Genomic DNA, 18738 nt, shown 5'->3' on the forward strand with positions numbered 1-18738 from the left:
GTTGGACATACGCGTCTCCAAAGTGGGTGGGTGTGGGCTGCGGACCTAGTTGCCGTTGGTCTGGCTCGCGTGGCTCACCACGTGGTCGATGAAGCCGTAGTCGAGCGCCTCGGCGGCGGTGAACCAGCGGTCGCGGTCGGCATCGGCGGTCACCTGCTCGATGGACTTGCCGGTGTGCTGCGCCTGCAGCTCGTTGAGTTCGCGCTTGGTGTAGGCGAACTGCTCGGCCTGAATGGCGATGTCGGCGGCCGAGCCACCGAGACCGGCCGACGGCTGGTGCATCATGATCCGCGCGTGCGGCAGCGCGTAGCGCTTGCCCTTGGTGCCCGCCGCGAGCAGGAACTGCCCCATGGAGGCGGCCAGGCCCATGCCGACCGTCTTGATGTCGCACTCCGCGAACTGCATGGTGTCGTAGATGGCCATGCCCGCGGTCACCGACCCACCCGGGGAGTTGATGTAGAGCGAGATGTCCTTGGTCGGATCCTCGGCCGACAGCAGCAGGATCTGCGCGCACAGCTTGTTGGCGATGTCGTCGTCGACCTGAGTGCCCAGGAAGATGATGCGCTCGCGCAGCAGGCGCTCGTACACCGAATCACTGAGGTTCAGACCAGCAGTCGCGGATGTCATGCGCACCCCTGCCTGATGAATTGTCACGGATACCTGCCCTCTCTCAACGGCTCGGTTAACAAGCCCCTACTGATCACTTCGAAAGTTCCAGCGCTGACACAAACCCTAACGAAGCAGGGCGGCACCGAACTCCCGGTACCGCCCTGCTTCGCTCACAGCGCAAACTTACGTCAACACTTCGCGTTCCCGCGTCCGGGGGCGCGCGCGGGTCTCAGCCCGTGGAATCCCTGAACGCGGTGTGTTGCTTCCTACTTGGCCTCGGCCTCGGCGGCCTCGGTCGCGTCGGCGACGGTGGCGAGCTCCTCGGCGGACACTTCCTCGGCCTCCTCGGCCGGGTTGCCGAACATCTCGGCGGTGTCCACGGTGTTGCCCGCGGTGTCGGTGACGGCGGCCTGGACCACGACACCGGCCAGCGCCTTGCCGCGGCGCACGTCGGCGAAGACCGCGCCCAGCTGACCGGCCTGCTGGATCTGCTGGATGAACTGATCCGGGCTCATGCCGTAGCGCTGCGCCTGGAAGATGATCCGCTCGTACAGCTCGTCCTGGCCGACCTGGGTGTTCTCGGCCTCGGCGATCGCGTCCAGCAGCAGCTGGGTCTTGACCGACTTCTCGGCGGCTTCCTTGGTGTCCTTCTTGAACTCCTCGAGCGAGGAGCCCTCGGCCTCGAGGGCCTCGGCCAGCTTGGCCTCGTCGTGGTCGAAGCCGTGGACGGCGTCGTGCTCGACGGCGTCGACCTCGGCCTTGACGACACCCTCGGGCAGCGGGATCTCGACGGCCTCGAGCAGCGCCTCGAGCACCTTGTCGCGGATCTCGCCGGCCTGCTGCACCTTCTTGACGCGCTCGACGCGGGTCTTCAGGTCGTCCTTCAGCTCGTCGATGGTGTCGAATTCGCTTGCCAGCTGGGCGAATTCGTCATCGGCCTCGGGCAGCTCGCGCTCCTTGACCGACTGCACGGTCACGGTGATGACGGCGTCCTTGCCCGCGTGCTCGCCGGCGACCAGCTTGGAGGTGAAGTCCTTGGACTCGCCCTCCTTCAGGCCGACCAGGGCCTCGTCCAGGCCCTCGATGAGCTGGCCGGAGCCGACCTCGTGGGACAGGCCGGTGGTGGAGGCCTCCTCGACGGCCTCGCCGTCGACGGTGGCGGACAGGTCGATGGAGACGAAGTCGCCGTTCTCGATGGCGCGCTCGACCGCGGTCAGGGTGCCGAAGCGGGCCCGCAGCGACTGCAGCTGCTCGTCGATGTCGGCGTCGGTGATCTCGATCGGATCGACGGTGACCGCGAGGGTCGAGAACTCCGGCAGGGTGATCTCCGGGCGGATGTCGACCTCGGCGGTGAAGGCCAGCTCCGCGCCGTCCTCGATCTTGGTGATCTCGATCTCCGGCTGGCCGATGACCTTGGCCTGGGTCTCGATCACGGCCTCGCTGTAGCGCTTGGGCAGCACGTCGTTGACGACCTGCTCCAGCACCGCGCCACGGCCGACACGGGCCTCGAGAAGCTTGGCCGGGGCCTTGCCCGGACGGAAGCCGGGGATCCGGATCTGCTGTGCGAGAGCCTTGTAGGCGCGATCGAAGTCCGGCTTCAGCTCCTCGAAGGGCACCTCGACATTGATGCGGACCCGAGTCGGGCTCAGCTGCTCGACGGTGCTCTTCACGGACATGCTCCTTGTTCGTTGTACATGGTTGACGTCTAGGTTCCCCCCGAACGCATCCCGACCAGGTTAGTCGAACGCCATTCGACGCACGCAATCGGATGCGTAGGGGACGTGACGACTGATTTGTGGCCGACCGGGGTAACTCGTCGGGCACGGCCAAAACCGGGCCCGGTATCCACCGGCGGCCCGGTACGGGACAGGTGGGGCTGCCTCAGTCCCGGCAAAAGGCGCGGAGAGGCGGGTTAGCCCTTGACGGCGTCGGTGACGAAGACGAGGGTCTCGCCGGGGGTCATACCGCTGGGCGGGTGGTCGCCGTAACCCAGCGCCGGCGGGATGACCAGCAGGCGGCGGGTGCCCTGCTGGATGCCGAGCAGGCCCTGATCCCAGCCCTTGATGACCTCGCCCGCGCCCAGGGTGAGCGGCAGCGTCTGGCCGCGGTCGAAGGAGCTGTCCAGCTTCTTCTTGTTGGACCAGGTGATGAGGGTGTAGTTGGTCTGCAGCTTCTGGCCCGCCTGCGCGCCCGGGCCGGTGCCGGTCACCAGATCCTTGGTGAACAGGTCGGTCGGCGGCTGGCAGCCGTCGGGCAGGGTGATCTTGGGGGCCTCGCCGAAACCGCCGTCCACCTTGATGGAGCAGTCCTTGCCGTCGGCCTGCGGCAGCGCGACGGTGAAGCTCTGCGACGACTTGGCCGACGTCGAGGCGGCCGACGTGGGCGAGGTGTCGCTCTTGCTGTCGCTGCTGCCGCATCCGGCGACGAGCACCATGGCGGCCGCGACCGCTCCGATCGCACCGACCTTGCCTGCCAAGCGCATTCCCGCTCCTGTCCAGTCCGGATGGCCGCAGCCCTTGCGACGCCCCGGGCGAACCTACACGGCGGGATCGATCTTCGCCGGGGCGGGCGCGGCCGCGAGTGTCTCGACCGCGGCGGCCACGGCCGGGCGCAGTTCGTCGAGGCCGCGGTCGGGCCCGAGGATCATGCGCCGCAACTGCGGCATGGCCAGCGTCCAGCCGACCAGGCCGAGGGTAAAGAAGAGCAGGTTGCGTGGATCGCCCTCGGTCACGGCCGATTCGGCGGCGGTGACCTTGTCGAAGTAGTGCCGGGTGCGGTTCTCCTCGTCGGGTACCGGGTCGTCGCCGAGTTCCAGTGCCTCCCAGAGCAACAGGCGCAGCGCTTCCGGGTGGGCCCGGTGGTGGTCGAAGAGCCGGCCCGCGTAGTCACCGAGGTCGCCGCCGGGCGGCACGTCCCGCGCGAGCTCGCCCATGAGCTTTTCCAGGACCGCGGCGAAGAGCGCCTTCTTGTCCCCGAAGTAGTCGTAGATGGCGCGCTTGTTGGCCTGGGCGTTGGCCGCGATGCGATCGACCCGCGCCCCCGCGACGCCGTAGGCGGCGAATTCCGTTGCCGCTGCGGAAAGGATGCGTTCCCTGGTCGCGGCCGAGTCGTATGCCATGGCCGCAATTGTAACGAACCAGTTCGTTTGACAGCTCGCGGGCGAGTTCCTACCATCGGAAGCCATCCGAACCAACTAGTTCGATCGAAAGGGTGGCTCGATGTCCATCCCGCTCCGGAATCCCGAAACTCCCCTGGCTCGAGCACGGGCCCGACCCTTGCTGTTCCCGATGATGGCCGTCTGCAGTGGGGCGACCGTCGCGAATGTGTATCTGGCGCAACCACTGCTGGCGTTGTTCACGCACAGCCTCGGAGTCACCGCCTCGGCGGCCGGGGTGGTGGTGACCTGCGCCCAATTCGGTTACGCGGCCGGGATTCTCTTCCTGGTGCCGCTCGGGGATGTGCGGCGGCGACGGCCGCTGTTGTCGATCCTGCTGGCTATCACGGTGATCGGGCTGCTGCTGGCCGCGGCCGCGCCGAGCCTGGCCCTGCTTGCCGCGGCGACCGCGCTGGTCGGCGGGGCGACGGTGATTCCACAGGTGCTGGTGCCCTTGGCCGCCGAGCTCGCCGCGCCGGAGCGGCGGGCCTCGGTGGTGGCCGGAGTACAGATCGGGCTGATGACCGGGATCATCGGTTCGCGGGTGATCGGCGGTGCGGTCGGTGACGTGATCGGTTGGCGTGCCGTCTACCTGCTCGCCGCCGCGCTGACGGCGGCGACCGGGGCGGTGACGGTCGCGCTGCTGCCCCGGGAATCGGACCGCCGCGCCGCGGACGAACCGGCCCGGCCGCGCTACCCGCACCTGCTGGCTTCCCTGCCTCGCCTGCTGATTCGCGAACCGGCACTGCGACATTCGTGCGCCCTGCACGCGCTGCTGTTCGGCGCGTACACCGCGACCTGGACGTCGCTGGTCCTGATGCTGACCCGCGAGCCGTACGGCTACCGCAGCGCCGTGGCCGGATTGTTCGGCGCGCTCGGTCTGGCGGGGGCGGTGGCCGCGCCGTGGGCGGGCCGATTCATCGACCGGCGCGGGGCGATCCCGATCATCGCCGCGGCGCTGTCGCTCATGCTCGCGGCGGCCGGCGCCTACGCCCTGGGCGGTGCCCGGCTGCCTTTCCTGATCGTGGCGATCGTGCTGGCCAATATCGCGGTGCAGTGGAGCCAAATCGCCAATCAGGCAAGGATCTTCGGCTATCTGCCCGCGGCGCGCAGTCGCGCCAACACGGTGTACATGGTCGCGGTCTTCCTCAGCGGCGCGTGCTGTGCCGCGCTCGCCTCGGTGTGTTTCGGGGCGTGGGGCTGGCTCGGCGTCTGCGCCCTGCACGCCGTCCTGACCCTGCTCGGGCTCAGCGTCCTTCCCCTTGTCCGCCGCTACGACCTGCGGCATCTCACCCCCGCCAAGGAGCAATCATGACCATGCCCGCCATGCCCGCCGCCGTGCTCGAATTCTTCACCGCCTCCCAGCGCGGCGACGCCGAGGCCTGGGCCGCGACCTTCGCCGAGAACGGCGTCTTCCACGACCCGGTGGGCACGCCGCCGATCCTGGGGCGCAACGCGATTCACGATTTCATCGCCGGTGTACTTCCGAATTTCGAGCCGTTCCTGGGACTCACGCCACATCAGGCGCACACCGTGGGCGCGTCGGTCGCGGTCTCGTGGAGCGGGGCGGCGGTATCGCTGTCGGGGCGCCCGGTGAACTGGTCCGGCATCAATGTCTACGAGCTGGATGCCGACGGGCTGATCGCCGAGGCGAAGGCGTACTTCAATCGCGAGATCTTCCAGGCCCAGCTGAAGGGCTGAGCACTCGTGATCAGACGGAAATGTGTTTGCGACCCCTCTCGGCATACGGGAGCATCTCAGGATGCTGGTGACGATTTCTTGTACGCGACCCGACGGTGCCGACTGGCCGGCCACCGACCTGGGCTTTCTGCTGCACAAGAATCCCTCGCGCAGACAGGCTTTCGAGCAGTCGTACGGTGTCGCGCACGTCTTCTATCCGGAGGCGAGCGCGGACCGGTGCACCGCGGCGATGCTGCTGGAGATCGATCCGGTGCGGCTGGTGCGCGGGAAATCCAAGGGCACGCCGGAATTCAGTCTCGGCCAGTATGTGAACGACCGGCCGTACGCGGCGTCTTCGCTTGTGTCCGTGGCTATTTCGACGGTGTTCGGCACGGCCCTGCACGGGCGCTGCAAGCAGCGCCCGGAACTGGCCGAAACGGCACTGCCGTTGCGCATCGAGCTGCCGGCCGTGCCGTGCAAGGGTGGCGCGGAATACGCCGAGCGGGTGTTCGCCCCGCTGGGCTGGACGGTCGCGGCCACTGCCCTGCCGCTGGACCCGGCCTTCCCGGAGTGGGGTGATTCCCACTATCTGCGTCTCGAACTCACCGGGACGCAGCGTCTCCGCGACGCCCTGTCGCACCTGTACGTCCTGCTGCCCGTCCTCGACGGCAGCAAGCACTACTTCCTCGATGCCGCCGAGATCGACAAGCTGCTCCGCGTCGGCGAGGGCTGGCTCGCCGGTCACCCCGAGCGAGAATGGATCACCCGTCGCTATCTGACGCGGCGCCACACCCTGATTCGCACCGCCCTGGCCCGCCTGGCCGAATTGGACGACGCGGAACCGGAGGAACTGGACGCGGTCGAGGTGGACCTGGACGAGCCCGCCGCGCCGGCCGAACCCGCCGAGCGCGGTCCGTCGCTGGCGGTGCTGCGGCGACAGGCCGTGCATCGGGCGCTGCTCGAGGTCGGGGCGAGCCGGGTGCTGGATCTGGGCTGCGGGCAGGCGGCGCTGCTGCTGGAGCTGGCGCCGGATCGGGCGTTCGCCGAGATCGTCGGCGTCGATGTGTCCATGCGGGAGTTGAAGATCGCGGCGCGGCGGCTGCGGCGGGTGCCGGAGTGGCAGTCGCGGCGCGTCACGCTGCGGCAGGGAGCGCTCACCTATACCGACGCCTCCCTGCGGGGATACGACGCGGCGGTGCTCATGGAGGTGATCGAGCACGTGGACCCGCCACGGCTGAAAGCGTTGGAGCACGCGGTGTTCGGGGCGGCCGCACCCGGCGCGGTGGTGGTTACCACCCCGAACATCGAATACAACGTGCACTACGAGGAGCTGGCGGCGGGCACGCTGCGGCACACGGATCACCGGTTCGAATGGAATCGGGCGGAATTCGCGGACTGGGCGCATCGGGTCGCCGAAACCTACGGGTACACCGTGCGATTCGTCCCGGTCGGGCCCGAGGACCCGGAATTGGGGGCCTCCACACAGATGGCTGTGTTCACACGACAGGCCAACGACGACAGCGACGAGAAAGGAGCCGCGTAATGGCCGAGCTGTCCATCCCGGTGCTGTCGCTGGTAGTGTTGATCGGCAGCAGCGGCTCGGGGAAATCGACCTTCGCGCACAAGCACTTTCGCTCCACGGCGATCCTGTCCTCGGACGCCTACCGGGGCCTGGTGAGCGATGACGAGGCCGATCAGTCGGCCACCGACGAGGCGTTCGCGCTGCTGCATCACGTGGCGGGCGTGCGGCTGCGGCGCGGGCTGCGCACCGTCGTCGACGCCACCAATGTGCAGCCGAAGGCCCGGCAGGCGCTGGTGGAGCTGGCGCGCGCCCACGACGTGCTGCCGGTGGCGATCGTCCTGGACGTCCCCGAGACGGAGTGCGTGCGCCGCAACGCCTTGCGCGTGGACCGCGCCGATCTCGGCCCGCACGTGGTGGGCCGCCACCAGCGCGATCTGCGGCGCTCGCTGAGGTTCCTGGAGCGCGAGGGCTTCCGCAAGGTGCACGTACTGCGCGGCATCGAGGAGATCGACGCCGCGACCATCCGCGACGAGCGGCTGTGGAACGACAAGAGCGAGCTGACCGGCCCGTTCGACGTGATCGGCGACGTGCACGGCTGCCGTAGCGAACTGGAGACGCTGCTGGGTGAACTCGGCTACGCCATCGCCCGCGACGAGCACGACCGCGCGGTCGACGCCCGCCACCCCGAGGGCCGCACCGCGGTGTTCGTCGGCGATCTGGTCGATCGCGGCCCCGACACCCCGGGTGTGCTGCGGCTGGTCATGGGCATGGTGGGATCCGGAAACGCCTTGTGCGTCACCGGAAACCACGAGTTCAAGCTGGTGCGCGCACTCGACGGCCGCAAGGTGAAGGTGGCGCACGGGCTGGCCGAATCGCTGGCCCAGTTCGAGGCCGAGGACGCCGAATTCCGCAAGACGGCAACGGAATTCATGCGCGGCCTGGTCAGCCACCACGTGCTCGACGGCGGCCAGCTGGTGGTCGCGCACGCCGGCCTGAAGGAGGCCTACCACGGCCGCACCTCCGGCCGCGTCCGCGAGTTCGCCATGTACGGCGAATCCACCGGCGAGACCGACGAATACGGGCTGCCGGTGCGCTACCCGTGGGCCAACGACTACCGCGGCAAGGCGCTGGTGCTCTACGGCCACACGCCGATGACCGAGCTGGTGTGGGTGAACAACACCCTGTGCCTGGACACCGGTGTGGTGTTCGGCGGCCGCCTGACCGCGCTGCGCTATCCGGAGCGCGAGCCGGTTTCGGTTGCGGCCGAACAGGTCTGGTTCGAGCCGGTGCGCCCGCTGCAGGCCGCCACCTTCGCCACCGGCGAGGCCGTGGTGCAGCGTGATCCGGGCGTGCTGGACCTCGACGACGTGCTCGGCCGCCGGGTGGTGGAGACCCGTCACCTGGGCCGGGTGAGCGTCCGCGAGGACGCGGCGTCGGCGGCGCTCGAGGTGATGAGCCGGTTCGCGGTGGATCCGCGCTGGCTGGTGTATCTGCCGCCGACCATGTCGCCGTGCGCCACCTCCACCCTGGACGGCTACCTCGAGCATCCGGCGCAGGCGTTCGAGTACTACCGCTCCGAGGGCGTGGAGACCGTGGTGTGCGAGGAGAAGCACATGGGTTCGCGTGCGGTGCTGGTGGTTTCGCGGTCGGCGACGGCCGCGCGGGATCGGTTCGGGGTCGAGGACGGCTCCACCGGCGCGGTGTACACCCGCACCGGGCGTCCCTTCTTCGACGATCCGGCGCGCACCGAGGCCGTGCTGGCGCGGGTGCGCGCGGCGACCGAAACCGCCGGGCTGTTCGAGGAATTGGACACCGACTGGCTGCTGCTGGACGCCGAACTGCTGCCGTGGTCGGCCAAGGCGCTGGATTTGCTGCGCAACCAGTACGCGGCGGTCGGCACGGCGGCGCGCGCCGCGCTGGGCCACGCCTCCGCGGTGCTGGCCGCGGCGGCCGAAAGGGGTGTGGACGTCGGCGATCTCGCGGCGCGCACCACCGCCCGCGCGGCCGACGCCCACGCCTTCACCGCCGCCTACGGCCGTTACTGCTGGCCCACCGACGGCCTGACCGGTATCCGGCTGGCCCCGTTCCAGTTGCTGGCGGCGTCCGGCGCGAATCTCGCCGGGCGCGACCACCAGTGGCATCTGGAGCGGCTGGATCGGCTGGTGGCCGCCGATCCGGAGTTCTTCACCGCGACGGGCCGCCGCGTGGTCGAGCTCGCCTCCCTGGAGGCCGAAGCCGACGCGACGGACTGGTGGACCGAGCTGACCTCCGCCGGCGGCGAGGGCATGGTGGTCAAGCCGCTGGGCTCGCTGGTGACCGGAACCGGTTCCCGCAGCGGCCGGCCCGTGCAGCCGGGCGTGAAATGCCGTGGCCCGGAATATCTCCGGATCATCTACGGCCCGGAGTATCTGCGCCCGGACCAGCTGGCCCGGCTGCGCTCGCGCGGGCTCGGCGGGAAGCGTTCGATGGCATTGCGCGAGTACGCACTCGGGCTGGAAGCGCTCGACCGCTTCGTGGCCCGCGAGCCGCTGTGGCGAGTCCACGAGGCGGTCTTCGCCATCCTGGCGCTCGAGACCGAACCGGTCGACCCGCGACTGTGAGGTGAGTGGCCGGGAACCCCGCACGGTTCCCGGCCACTGCGGATCTACCCCGAAATTCCGCGGCCAATCCACCCCGGCTCTATTCGATCGGAGCGGCGGCCAGATACTCGCGCAGCCGGGCGAGGTAGGGACGCTGCCCCTTGCCGAGCTTGTCCTCGGCGGTGTCGAGGTCGAACCATTCGGCGCGGTCGATCTCCGGGAATTCGGCCATCCGGCCCGAGCGCGGCGGCCACTCCATGGCGAAGGTGCCGGGCACCACCAGCGCCGGATCCAGGTCTGCTTCGACCGCCCACACGACGAGCTGTTTCTTACCGCTGCCGCTGCCGTAGACGACCTCGCCGAGCGGAATCCATTCCCCGTCGGGCACGGGCAGTCCCAGTTCCTCGGTGAATTCGCGGCCGGCGGCGGTGCTCGAGTCCTCCTCGGCGGGCACGTATTCGCCCTTGGGGATGGACCAGGCGGCGGTGTCCTTCTTGGCCCACAGCGGGCCGCCCAGGTGCCCGAGGAGCACTTCGAGGCGGTCGGTGCGGCGAAAGAGCAGGACTCCGGCGCTGTATCTCAGGCTCATGGGAAGGAGTGTGCCCAATCCGGACCCGGCCGCGCACCGCGGGCACTACCGTGGGCGACATTGCGGCAACTCGGACGTTAGGGATTTTTCCTCGATAACGGACGAATGGTTCCCGCGAGATTTCTTGCGCCCGAACCCTGTTCGGCATCCGCACCCTCCGGATAAGCTCCGGTTTTCGGATCGGCCCACACCTGATGACGGATTGGATTACCCGCATGGAGTTCCGCACCGCGTCCGCGGCTGCCACCCTGGTGATCGGCGCTCTCCTCACCTCGGCCACCCTGCTATCGGTCACGCCGGCGAACGCCGAGCCAACCCCCGACAGCGCGCCGCAGATCGCCTACTCGGCCAAGATGGTGGACAAGGCGATCGTGACCACCCTGCGCGGCGGCACCTTCGAGCTGTCGCACCAGGCCGCCGATCCGGCCCAGCCCGGCAGCGACGCCGCCGATGCCACACCGCCCGTCGACGTGGTGAAGGTGAAGGACGGCGCGGGCAATGTGCTGCTCAGCCTGCCGCTACGATTCCGGCTGGGCCCCATCGACATTCCGGTCAAGCCCGAGGTCCGCGAGAACAACACCGTCCTCGCCCTCACCCCCGACAAGCCCTCCGGCCTGACGCTCACCCAGCCGCTGGCGGTGAAACCCGTTGCCTCGCAACTGGAGAACGATCGCGCGCTCAACAGTTTCAGCACCCAGTTCGGCCTGGCCACCACCATCGGCACCTTCGTGGGCACCGCCATCGGCGCGACCATCGGCTGCGTGGCCACCCTGGTGGCGGGTTGCCTGCCCGGCTTCATGACCGGCGCGACCGTGGGCGGGCTGATCGGCTCGATCGCCGTGGGCGGCCCGACTCTCGTCGCCGCCGGCATCGACCTGCTGACCACCTGGCAGGCGCCCGACGGCACCACCAGGTGGCCGGACAAGACCGCCACCGCGGTTCCGCAGCCGGCCGCACCGCAGCCCGCCGCGCAGCCGAGCAACTGACCGCGCGCACCGGGTGATGCCGGTGCGCGCCTACGCCCGGGGGATCGGCACCCGCCACACGACCGTCGTGCCGCGGCCATCCAAGCCCAGCCCGATCTCCACCACCCCGTCGAGTTCGGTGGCCCGCTCGGCGATATTGCGCAGCCCGCCCCGCGGCGGCGCGTCGCCGACGCCGATCCCGTTGTCCGCCACCGCGATCCGGAGTTCACCCCGGCCCGCGGTGACGGTCACGTCGATGCGGGTGGCGTCGGCGTGCCGGACGGTGTTGGACAGTGATTCCCGCAGCACCGCGAGCGCCTGCCGGCCCGTTTCCGGCGGTACCAGGGTGTCGATCGGGCCGTTCTGGCGCAGTGCCGGCGCGAAACCCAGATGCCGGGCGGCGGTGGTGACGAGATCGCTGATGGCACTGCGCAATCCGGCCTGACCGTTGTTGGCGGACTGCAACGAGAAGATGGTGCCGCGAATGTCCTGGATGGTGTCGTCCAGGTCGGCGACCACGCGTTCCAGGCGCTCGGTGATCTCGGGCACGGGTCCCATCCGCAACGCGCCCTGCAAGGCCAGGCCCGAGGCGTAGATGCGCTGGATCACCGAGTCGTGCAGGTCGCGCGCGATGCGATCGCGGTCCTCCATCACCGCGATCTTCGCCGAATCCTGTTGCCGCCGCACGGTATCGCGCTGCACCCGGTCGTACATGCGGACATTGATGATCTTCACCGCGGCGATCACCGCGAGCGCCTCGATGATCCGCTCGTCCTCGTCGGTGAACGCGCCGCCGCGCTTGTTGGTGAGGTACAGATCGCCCAGCAGCCGGTCCCGGTAGCGCACGGGCACGCCCAGGAAGCTGCGCATCGGCGGATGCCCGGGAGGCCAGCCTTCGAAACCGGGATGCTCGGTGAGATCGTCGAGCCGGACCGGATGTTCGCCGGCCAGCACCACGCCGAGCACTCCCCCGCCGCGCGGCCAGTGCCCGATGCGGTCGATGGCCTCCTGGTCCATGCCGACCGGAACGAACTGCGCCAGCCGCGGCGGGTCCTCGCGCGGCTGCCCGCCGTCCAGCGCGTCGCCGTCACCGAGTTCCAGCAAGCCCAGCGCACCGTATTCGGCATCGACCAACCGGACGGCCGCGGCCACCAGCTGCCGCAGCACCATGTCCACGTCCAGGTCGGAGACCACGGCGTAGACCGCCTCGACCAGATCGTGCAGGCGTTCCCGGGATGCGGTCAGCTCTCGCAACTCGTCGGGCACCGCACCCCAGGGCAGTTCGGACATGGTCCACAGGCTACCCATCGGCTACCTGAGGACATTTGTCTCTGGGACCGGGTGTCGCGGCGGAGAAGTCTGTAGTCAGACCATTCGGCTGATTGAGGAGTCACACCATGACGATGATCGGAACCGAACCGCGCACCGAGGCCTGGACCGGCTTCCAAGGCGGCCTGTGGCGGGACGCCATCGACGTGCGCGATTTCATTCAGCACAACTACCGGCCCTACGAGGGCGACGGCAGTTTCCTGGCCGGCCCGACCGCCCGCACCCTGGGCATCTGGGACAAGCTGAGCGCCATGTTCCCGGCCGAGCGCGAGCGCGGCATCTACGACGTGGACCAGCACACCCCCTCCACCATCACCGCCCACGGCGCCGGCTACATCGACGAGGACAACGAGCTCATCGTCGGCCTGCAGACCGACGCGCCGCTCAAGCGCGCGATCATGCCCTACGGCGGCTACCGCATGGTGCAGACCAGTCTCGCCGCCTATGGCGTGGAGGAGGATCCGGCGGTCACCGAGATCTTCACCAAGTACCGCAAGACCCACAACGACGGCGTATTCGACGCCTACACCGCCGATATCCGCGCGGCCCGTTCGGCGGGCATCGTGACCGGGCTGCCGGACGCCTACGGCCGCGGCCGCATCATCGGCGACTATCGCCGCGTGGCCCTCTACGGCGTGGACACGCTGATCGAGGCCAAGCAGGCCGACCGGGCCGCCCTCGACGACCTGTGGGCCGATGACGAAACCATCCGCCGCCGTGAGGAAGTCAGCGAGCAGATCCGCGCGCTGGGCGAGCTGAAGCAGATGGCCGCCGAGTACGGCTACGACATCTCCGGGCCCGCGCGCACCGGTCAGCAGGCCATCCAGTGGCTGTACTTCGCGTACCTGGCCGCGGTGAAGGAGCAGAACGGCGCGGCGATGTCGTTGGGGCGCACCGCCAATTTCGTCGACATCTACCTGGAGCGGGACCTGGCCGAGGGCCTGATCACCGAGGATCGCGCCCAGGAGTTGGTGGACGACTTCGTGATCAAGCTGCGCATCGTCCGATTCCTGCGCACCCCCGAATACGACGAGTTGTTCTCCGGCGACCCGACCTGGGTGACCGAATCCCTCGGCGGCATCGGCTCCGACGGCCGACCGCTGGTGACCCGCACCAGCTTCCGCTACCTGCAGACCCTCTACAACCTGGGCCCGGCCCCGGAGCCGAACCTGACGGTGTTCTGGTCGCCGGCGCTGCCGACGGGCTTCAAGCGGTTCTGCGCGCAGGTGTCGATCGACACCAGCTCCATCCAGTACGAGTCGGATGAGCTGATGCGGCCGCGCTACGGCGACGACACCGCGATCGCCTGCTGCGTGTCGGCCATGGAGGTCGGCAAGCAGATGCAGTTCTTCGGTGCGCGAGTCAATCTCGCCAAGACGCTGCTGTACGCGATCAACGGCGGACGCGACGAGAAGAAGGGCACGGTGGTGGCGCGCGGCTTCGAGCCCATCACCTCCGAGGTGCTCGAGTACGCCGAGGTCGACGCCGCCATGGACAAGCTGATGGACTGGCTGGCCAAGACCTATGTGCACGCGCTCAACGTCATTCACTACATGCACGACAAGTACGCCTACGAGCGCATCGAGATGGCCCTGCACGATCTGGACGTGCGGCGCACCATGGCCTGCGGCATCGCCGGGCTGGCCGTGGCGGCGGACTCGCTGTCGGCCATCAAGTACGCCACCGTGACTCCCGTACGGGACGAGACCGGGCTGGTCGTGGACTACACGATCGAGGGCGATTTCCCCAAGTTCGGCAACAACGACGATCGCGTCGACGCCATTGCCGCCGACCTGGTGGAGCGGTTCATGCGCAAGGTCCGCCAGTACCCGACCTACCGCGATGCCGAGCACACCCAGTCGGTGCTGACCATCACCTCGAATGTGGTGTACGGCAAGAAGACCGGCAACACCCCCGACGGCCGCCGCGCGGGCGAACCGTTCTCGCCGGGCGCCAATCCGATGAACGGGCGCGACACCCACGGCATCGTGGCCTCGGCCATGTCGGTGGCGAAGTTGCCGTACGAGCATGCGACGGACGGGATTTCGCTCACCACCACGGTGACGCCGCAGGGGCTGGGCCGCAGCGCCGAGGAACGCGTCACCAACCTGGTGGGCGTGCTCGACGGCTACATCGCCACCGATGGCTTCCACATGAACGTCAACGTCCTCAACCAGGACACGCTGCTGGACGCCATGGAGCATCCGGAGAACTACCCGCAGTTGACGATTCGGGTGTCGGGGTACGCGGTGAACTTCGTGCGGCTGACCAAGGAACAGCAGCTCGACGTCATCAACCGCACCTTCCACGCCAGCCTCTGAGTTCGCCCGACATCGAGAAAGGTTGCCCGCCATGTCCGCACCGGTCCTGCTCGAGCCGAGTATCGATGTCGGCGAAGGCGATTCGGTCTTCGGCTCCGTCCACTCCTGGGACATCTCCACGGGCGTGGACGGGCCGGGCACCCGGTTCGTCACCTTCCTCAGCGGCTGCCCGCTCCGCTGCCTGTACTGCCAGAATCCCGATACGTGGTTGCGCGACAACGGAACTCGCACGAGTGTCGATGATGTGCTCGGAGAGGCGGCCAAATACGTGCCGTTCATCCGCGCCTCCGGTGGCGGCGCGACCATCAGCGGCGGGGAACCCTTGCAGCAGCCCTTGTTTGCGACCACCCTGCTGCGGGGGTTCCAAGGTCTCGGTCTGTCCACCGCCCTCGATACCTCCGGTTACCTGGGGCGCCTGGCCTCCGATGAGCTGCTCGCAGCCACGGACCTGGTGCTGCTGGACATCAAGGCCGGACAGCCCGAGACCTACCGTCGCCTGACCTCCCGCGACCTGCGGCCGACCCTCGATTTCGCGACCCGGCTGGCCAAGCGCGGCAAGCGGGTGTGGCTGCGCTACGTGCTCGTGCCCGGCCTGACCGACGCGATCGAGGAGATCGGCGCGGTGGCCGGTTTCGCCGGCGGCCTGGGCAATATCGAGCGCGTGGACGTCCTGCCGTTCCACACGCTGGGCCAGTCCAAGTGGGAGGCGCTCAACCGTCGTTTCGTGCTCGCCGACACCCCGGCGCCGACCGCCGAACAGGTCGAAGCGGCACGAGACGTATTCCGAGCCGCCGGATTGACGGCCTACTGAAGACCTTGTCGGGGACAAGGAACAGGGGAACGACATGGCGGGTGGCGGTCTCGGACTGCCACCCGCCGTGTCCGCTACCCCGATCCGACCCGATCACCTGCGAGGATGAGCACCGTGGACAACTCCGACAAGATCCGAGTCTTCCTGCTCGACGATCACGAGATCGTCCGCCGCGGCCTGCAGGATTTGCTGGAAGCCGAGGGCGACATCGTGGTCGCCGGCGAAGCGGGCTCGGCCGCCGAGGCCCTGCGCCGCATCCCCGCCGTCCGCCCCGACGTGGCCGTCCTCGACGTCCGCCTCGAGGACGGTGACGGCGTCACCGTCTGCCGCGACCTCATGTCCGAGCTGCCCGACCTCAACGTCCTCATGCTCACCTCGTTCTCCGACGACGAGGCCCTGCTGGGCGCCGTCCTCGCCGGCGCCAAAGGCTATGTCCTCAAACAACTCCGCGGCCCCCAACTGGTCAACGCCATCCGCCGCGTAGCCGCCGGCGAAACCCTCATCGCCCCCCACACCGCCGCCGAGGTCACCCAGCGCCTCCACACCCGCACCCCCGCCAACCCCCTCGCCGACGCAGACCTCACCGACCGCGAGAAACAGATCCTCCTCCACATCGGCCAGGGCCTGTCCAACAAGGAGATCGCGGCCAAGATCTACCTCTCGGAAAAAACAGTCCGCAACTACGTCTCGGCCCTGCTCTCGAAACTCGGCCTGGCCCGCCGCTCCCAAGCCGCCATCCTCGCCGAACACCTCCGCCACGAACACGGCGACAACTGGGCCGACGACGTCCGCTGACCCTTCCGACACCAAGCCCCACAGACTCGGCTCTGCCAGAATGCAGGACATGAGCACGGAGTATGCAGGACTCGTCGTGTGGGATGTCGACGGCACCCTGATCCCGGCCGACCTGCGGTGGCTCCGCCGAGCCATCGCCCGGACCTACACCCTCCCGGAAGCAGCCGTAACCTTCCCGTCCGCGCGAGTCCACGGCTACACCGATGAGTCCATCGTGGTGGATACCGCTGTCACATCCGGCATTTCACCAGAGATCGCCGAACAGGGCGTCCCTGAATTCCATCGACAACTGGCTCGTGTAATGGAGGCCGGCGAGCAAGAACTGGCCAAAGCCCAACCCGCCTACCTCGGCGCAGCCGCCACCATCGCAGCGCTGGACGCCCAAGGATTCGTCCAAACCGTCCTCACCGGCAACCTGCGTCCCGCCGCCGAACTCAAGCTCCGAGTCACCGGTCTAAGCCCGCATCTCGACCTCGACATCGGCGCGTTCGGTTCCGACGCGAGAAACCGATTCGAACTCCCAGAATTCATCGCCAAACGCTTTGCAGCCAAGTACGGCAACGAATTCCACCCCTCACGCACAGTAGTCATCGGTGACGCCCCCAACGACATAGCTTGCGCTCGCCACGCCGGACTCCATGCCATCGTCGTAACCCACAGAGCGACCCGCAGTGACCTGGCGGCGTACTCTCCCGACGCGATTATCGATGTGTTGCAACCGGATACGGTAGTAGCAGCGGTAAAGGAGTTGGTCGGTCACTGTCCGGAGCGGCCGGTTCACTGAGTTGCCAACGCCGCGATCCGCTGCTGGAGCTCGCGAACCGGTCGTTCCGTACGCCAGTGCCCCAACCGATCGACAGCTCGCCCCGCACGCTCGATGCCACGCTGATTGCCGAGAACGGTCAAGGTCTCATAGGTCTCACCAATCAAGCGGCAGCCCTCCACGAGGTCGCCGTCCAGCGCGTACGCACTGGCAAGGTCGACTTTCGCGGCGAGCGCCACATTGAGGTCTCCCTGTCCAGTGGCCTGCAGCGCGACTTCCAGCGCAGCTATCGCTTTCCGCGGCTCGTTCAGGAACAACCAGCACGTCCCTCGTAGACGCGGAGGCGCGCGGTCGTCCAATCACTGAACAACCCTGTTCGGTCCCCCTCACCGACATCGTCGACAGCACGCTCAGCGATTGCCAAGGCCTCTCGGCATTCTCGTGGCATTTCCAGTACCGCATACGTCTGAGCTTGCTCGGCAGCGATCCGTGCCCTGGCCGCCGGAGGCAAAAATTCCCCGACAGCGGCGGCTTCCTGTAACAGTCTGAGGCCGATCACGACGTCGCCGTCGGAACCGATCAATGTTCCGGCATCGGATCGAAGATTGCTTTCGAAGATCCGCACGATCCCACCCAGAGCTGGATCCTGCAGCTGGTCCGCAAGCCGCCGCGCATACACGCAATTGGCCAGAGCCATCGGGCGATCACCGACAGCGCTCCACAGGCGACTTGCGACAATCGATGTTTCTCCGAGTAGCGCACCGAGCCGACGCGCGACTCCCCGGTCGAAACCGCCCCATGCGATGGCTGGCAACTCACTCACCGCGGCCGCATCCTCTGGGCGACCAAAGGCAAGCGCTTCGCCTTCTGAATCCACCAAATGTCGGAAGTCTCCGAAGTTCCGAAATATCCAGACCCCCTACAACTTACGATCGGCATGTCGGGCGTCACCACCAGCGAGTGCAAGGCGGTAGCGATGCGGTACAACCCCTGGCAGTCCACCTGTTCGACCGGGCTCGCTCCCCTTCAACGGGCTCATCTCGGGAGAAGCGCGCACCAAGCTGATCCGGACTTGGCAACCGGATCTGATCATCGGCCTCCTACAGACCGAAGCGTATGCGCACGAGATTCTGAGCACGTGCATCGACGTTCTTGGCCTCCCGAGCGACCTTGACAGCGTCGTAGAAGCCCGAATGCGCCGACAAGAACTCCTCGCCCAAAGCGGACACAAGTTCCGGTTCCTGATGGGTGAGTGGGTTTTACATCGAACGGTCGGCAGCCACAGAATCATGTTCGAGCAACTGACACACCTGCTCGACGTCATGAACAATCCGAACGTCAGCATCGGAATCGTGCCGCGAGACGCCGGATACCGAGCACCCGCGCCAGGATTCGTGATCCACGACAATTCCCAGGCATCGACCGAGTTGGTGGCAGGCGAGATCATCATCGATGATCGCGAAGGTGTTGCCCTGCATGTGAAGACGTTCGAAATCCTCACCGATCAAGCAGTATTCGACGATCGAGCAGAACACTTGGTGACCAAGGCACTGAGCCCTTTTCATCTCTAGTGAGATCCGTTGTGGTAGTGGGTGATTGGTGTGGCGTGTCGGCTCCGTGA

At 67.9% G+C, this 18738-nt stretch carries 18 protein-coding genes; 10 read left to right on the top strand and 8 right to left on the bottom strand.

Going from position 1 to position 18738, the window contains the following annotated elements:
• Positions 1-45 precede the first annotated feature (45 nt).
• The 4 genes from D7D52_RS09915 to D7D52_RS09930 all read right to left on the bottom strand — a co-directional run bounded on the left by D7D52_RS09915 (position 46) and on the right by D7D52_RS09930 (position 3727).
• A complete protein-coding gene (locus D7D52_RS09915) occupies positions 46-627 on the bottom strand; it encodes an ATP-dependent Clp protease proteolytic subunit (RefSeq protein WP_120736049.1) in 582 nt (193 codons plus the stop codon).
• A 248-nt stretch (positions 628-875) separates the two neighbouring features.
• On the bottom strand, positions 876-2279 hold the full coding sequence (gene tig / locus D7D52_RS09920) for a trigger factor (protein WP_120743969.1): 1404 nt from the start codon (positions 2277-2279) through the stop codon (positions 876-878).
• Between the two features lie 242 nt (positions 2280-2521).
• Positions 2522-3091 (bottom strand): FKBP-type peptidyl-prolyl cis-trans isomerase, encoded by a 570-nt coding sequence (locus D7D52_RS09925; protein WP_120736050.1) that lies wholly within the window; start codon positions 3089-3091, stop codon positions 2522-2524.
• A gap of 54 nt (positions 3092-3145) precedes the next feature.
• Entirely contained in the window at positions 3146-3727 is a 582-nt protein-coding gene (locus D7D52_RS09930) for a TetR/AcrR family transcriptional regulator (protein WP_120736051.1), read from the bottom strand.
• Positions 3728-3827: 100 nt separating this feature from the next.
• Between D7D52_RS09930 and D7D52_RS09935 the strand changes: the two genes are divergently transcribed.
• From D7D52_RS09935 to D7D52_RS09950, 4 genes are all read left to right on the top strand, one after another.
• Entirely contained in the window at positions 3828-5078 is a 1251-nt protein-coding gene (locus D7D52_RS09935) for an MFS transporter (RefSeq protein WP_120736052.1), read from the top strand.
• On the top strand, positions 5075-5464 hold the full coding sequence (locus D7D52_RS09940; protein ID WP_120736053.1) for a nuclear transport factor 2 family protein: 390 nt from the start codon (positions 5075-5077) through the stop codon (positions 5462-5464). The genes D7D52_RS09935 and D7D52_RS09940 overlap by 4 nt, the downstream gene beginning before the upstream one ends.
• 61 nt (positions 5465-5525) lie before the next feature.
• On the top strand, positions 5526-6986 hold the full coding sequence (locus D7D52_RS09945) for a 3' terminal RNA ribose 2'-O-methyltransferase Hen1 (RefSeq protein WP_120736054.1): 1461 nt from the start codon (positions 5526-5528) through the stop codon (positions 6984-6986).
• Positions 6986-9565: a polynucleotide kinase-phosphatase gene (locus D7D52_RS09950; protein WP_120736055.1), complete on the top strand. Its 2580-nt coding sequence runs from the start codon at positions 6986-6988 to the stop codon at positions 9563-9565. Before D7D52_RS09945 ends, D7D52_RS09950 begins: the two co-directional genes overlap by 1 nt.
• Positions 9566-9644: 79 nt before the next feature.
• On the opposite strand, the gene D7D52_RS09955 is transcribed toward D7D52_RS09950, so the two are convergent.
• Complete coding sequence (locus tag D7D52_RS09955) at positions 9645-10133, bottom strand: NUDIX hydrolase (RefSeq protein WP_120736056.1); 489 nt, start codon at positions 10131-10133, stop codon at positions 9645-9647.
• Between the two features lie 194 nt (positions 10134-10327).
• On the opposite strand from D7D52_RS09955, the gene D7D52_RS09960 reads away from it, so the two are divergent.
• Positions 10328-11119 carry a DUF8020 domain-containing protein gene (locus tag D7D52_RS09960; protein ID WP_246023735.1) on the top strand — a complete coding sequence of 264 codons (792 nt, stop codon included), beginning with the start codon at positions 10328-10330 and terminating at the stop codon, positions 11117-11119.
• Between the two features lie 30 nt (positions 11120-11149).
• Here D7D52_RS09960 and D7D52_RS09965 read toward each other — a convergent pair whose 3' ends face one another.
• Entirely contained in the window at positions 11150-12388 is a 1239-nt protein-coding gene (locus D7D52_RS09965) for a GAF domain-containing sensor histidine kinase (protein ID WP_162958244.1), read from the bottom strand.
• A gap of 113 nt (positions 12389-12501) precedes the next feature.
• On the opposite strand from D7D52_RS09965, the gene pflB reads away from it, so the two are divergent.
• The 4 genes from pflB to D7D52_RS09985 all read left to right on the top strand — a co-directional run bounded on the left by pflB (position 12502) and on the right by D7D52_RS09985 (position 17138).
• Positions 12502-14748, top strand: a complete 2247-nt coding sequence (pflB, locus tag D7D52_RS09970; RefSeq protein ID WP_425464668.1) for a formate C-acetyltransferase — start codon at positions 12502-12504, stop codon at positions 14746-14748.
• Positions 14749-14779: 31 nt separating this feature from the next.
• Positions 14780-15559 (top strand): pyruvate formate-lyase-activating protein, encoded by a 780-nt coding sequence (gene pflA / locus D7D52_RS09975; protein WP_120736059.1) that lies wholly within the window; start codon positions 14780-14782, stop codon positions 15557-15559.
• A gap of 105 nt (positions 15560-15664) precedes the next feature.
• Entirely contained in the window at positions 15665-16354 is a 690-nt protein-coding gene (locus D7D52_RS09980; RefSeq protein ID WP_120736060.1) for a response regulator, read from the top strand.
• A gap of 49 nt (positions 16355-16403) precedes the next feature.
• A complete protein-coding gene (locus tag D7D52_RS09985; protein ID WP_120743971.1) occupies positions 16404-17138 on the top strand; it encodes an HAD family hydrolase in 735 nt (244 codons plus the stop codon).
• On the opposite strand, the gene D7D52_RS09990 is transcribed toward D7D52_RS09985, so the two are convergent.
• Complete coding sequence (locus D7D52_RS09990; protein WP_120736061.1) at positions 17132-17434, bottom strand: hypothetical protein; 303 nt, start codon at positions 17432-17434, stop codon at positions 17132-17134. The two genes, D7D52_RS09985 and D7D52_RS09990, sit on opposite strands and share 7 nt — an antisense overlap.
• Entirely contained in the window at positions 17425-17997 is a 573-nt protein-coding gene (locus D7D52_RS37660; protein ID WP_162958245.1) for a hypothetical protein, read from the bottom strand. Before D7D52_RS37660 ends, D7D52_RS09990 begins: the two co-directional genes overlap by 10 nt.
• Before the next feature lie 157 nt (positions 17998-18154).
• Between D7D52_RS37660 and D7D52_RS38655 the strand changes: the two genes are divergently transcribed.
• Positions 18155-18688, top strand: coding sequence for a DUF5753 domain-containing protein (locus D7D52_RS38655; RefSeq protein ID WP_222932874.1), 534 nt, complete (start codon positions 18155-18157; stop codon positions 18686-18688).
• Positions 18689-18738: the final 50 nt, after the last annotated feature.

The organism is Nocardia yunnanensis (assembly GCF_003626895.1).
GTDB classification, from domain to species: domain Bacteria; phylum Actinomycetota; class Actinomycetes; order Mycobacteriales; family Mycobacteriaceae; genus Nocardia; species Nocardia yunnanensis.

Bases quoted from the DNA above. Each gene is read 5' to 3' on its own strand.
- D7D52_RS09915 (WP_120736049.1), bottom strand. From the start codon at position 627: ATGACATCCGCGACTGCTGGTCTGAACCTCAGTGATTCGGTGTACGAG.
- D7D52_RS09925 (WP_120736050.1), bottom strand. From the start codon at position 3,091: ATGCGCTTGGCAGGCAAGGTCGGTGCGATCGGAGCGGTCGCGGCCGCC.
- D7D52_RS09930 (WP_120736051.1), bottom strand. From the start codon at position 3,727: ATGGCATACGACTCGGCCGCGACCAGGGAACGCATCCTTTCCGCAGCG.
- D7D52_RS09935 (WP_120736052.1), top strand. From the start codon at position 3,828: ATGTCCATCCCGCTCCGGAATCCCGAAACTCCCCTGGCTCGAGCACGG.
- D7D52_RS09940 (WP_120736053.1), top strand. From the start codon at position 5,075: ATGACCATGCCCGCCATGCCCGCCGCCGTGCTCGAATTCTTCACCGCC.
- D7D52_RS09945 (WP_120736054.1), top strand. From the start codon at position 5,526: ATGCTGGTGACGATTTCTTGTACGCGACCCGACGGTGCCGACTGGCCG.
- D7D52_RS09950 (WP_120736055.1), top strand. From the start codon at position 6,986: ATGGCCGAGCTGTCCATCCCGGTGCTGTCGCTGGTAGTGTTGATCGGC.
- D7D52_RS09955 (WP_120736056.1), bottom strand. From the start codon at position 10,133: ATGAGCCTGAGATACAGCGCCGGAGTCCTGCTCTTTCGCCGCACCGAC.
- D7D52_RS09960 (WP_246023735.1), top strand. From the start codon at position 10,328: ATGACGGATTGGATTACCCGCATGGAGTTCCGCACCGCGTCCGCGGCT.
- D7D52_RS09965 (WP_162958244.1), bottom strand. From the start codon at position 12,388: ATGTCCGAACTGCCCTGGGGTGCGGTGCCCGACGAGTTGCGAGAGCTG.
- pflB (WP_425464668.1), top strand. From the start codon at position 12,502: ATGATCGGAACCGAACCGCGCACCGAGGCCTGGACCGGCTTCCAAGGC.
- pflA (WP_120736059.1), top strand. From the start codon at position 14,780: ATGTCCGCACCGGTCCTGCTCGAGCCGAGTATCGATGTCGGCGAAGGC.
- D7D52_RS09980 (WP_120736060.1), top strand. From the start codon at position 15,665: ATGAGCACCGTGGACAACTCCGACAAGATCCGAGTCTTCCTGCTCGAC.
- D7D52_RS09985 (WP_120743971.1), top strand. From the start codon at position 16,404: ATGAGCACGGAGTATGCAGGACTCGTCGTGTGGGATGTCGACGGCACC.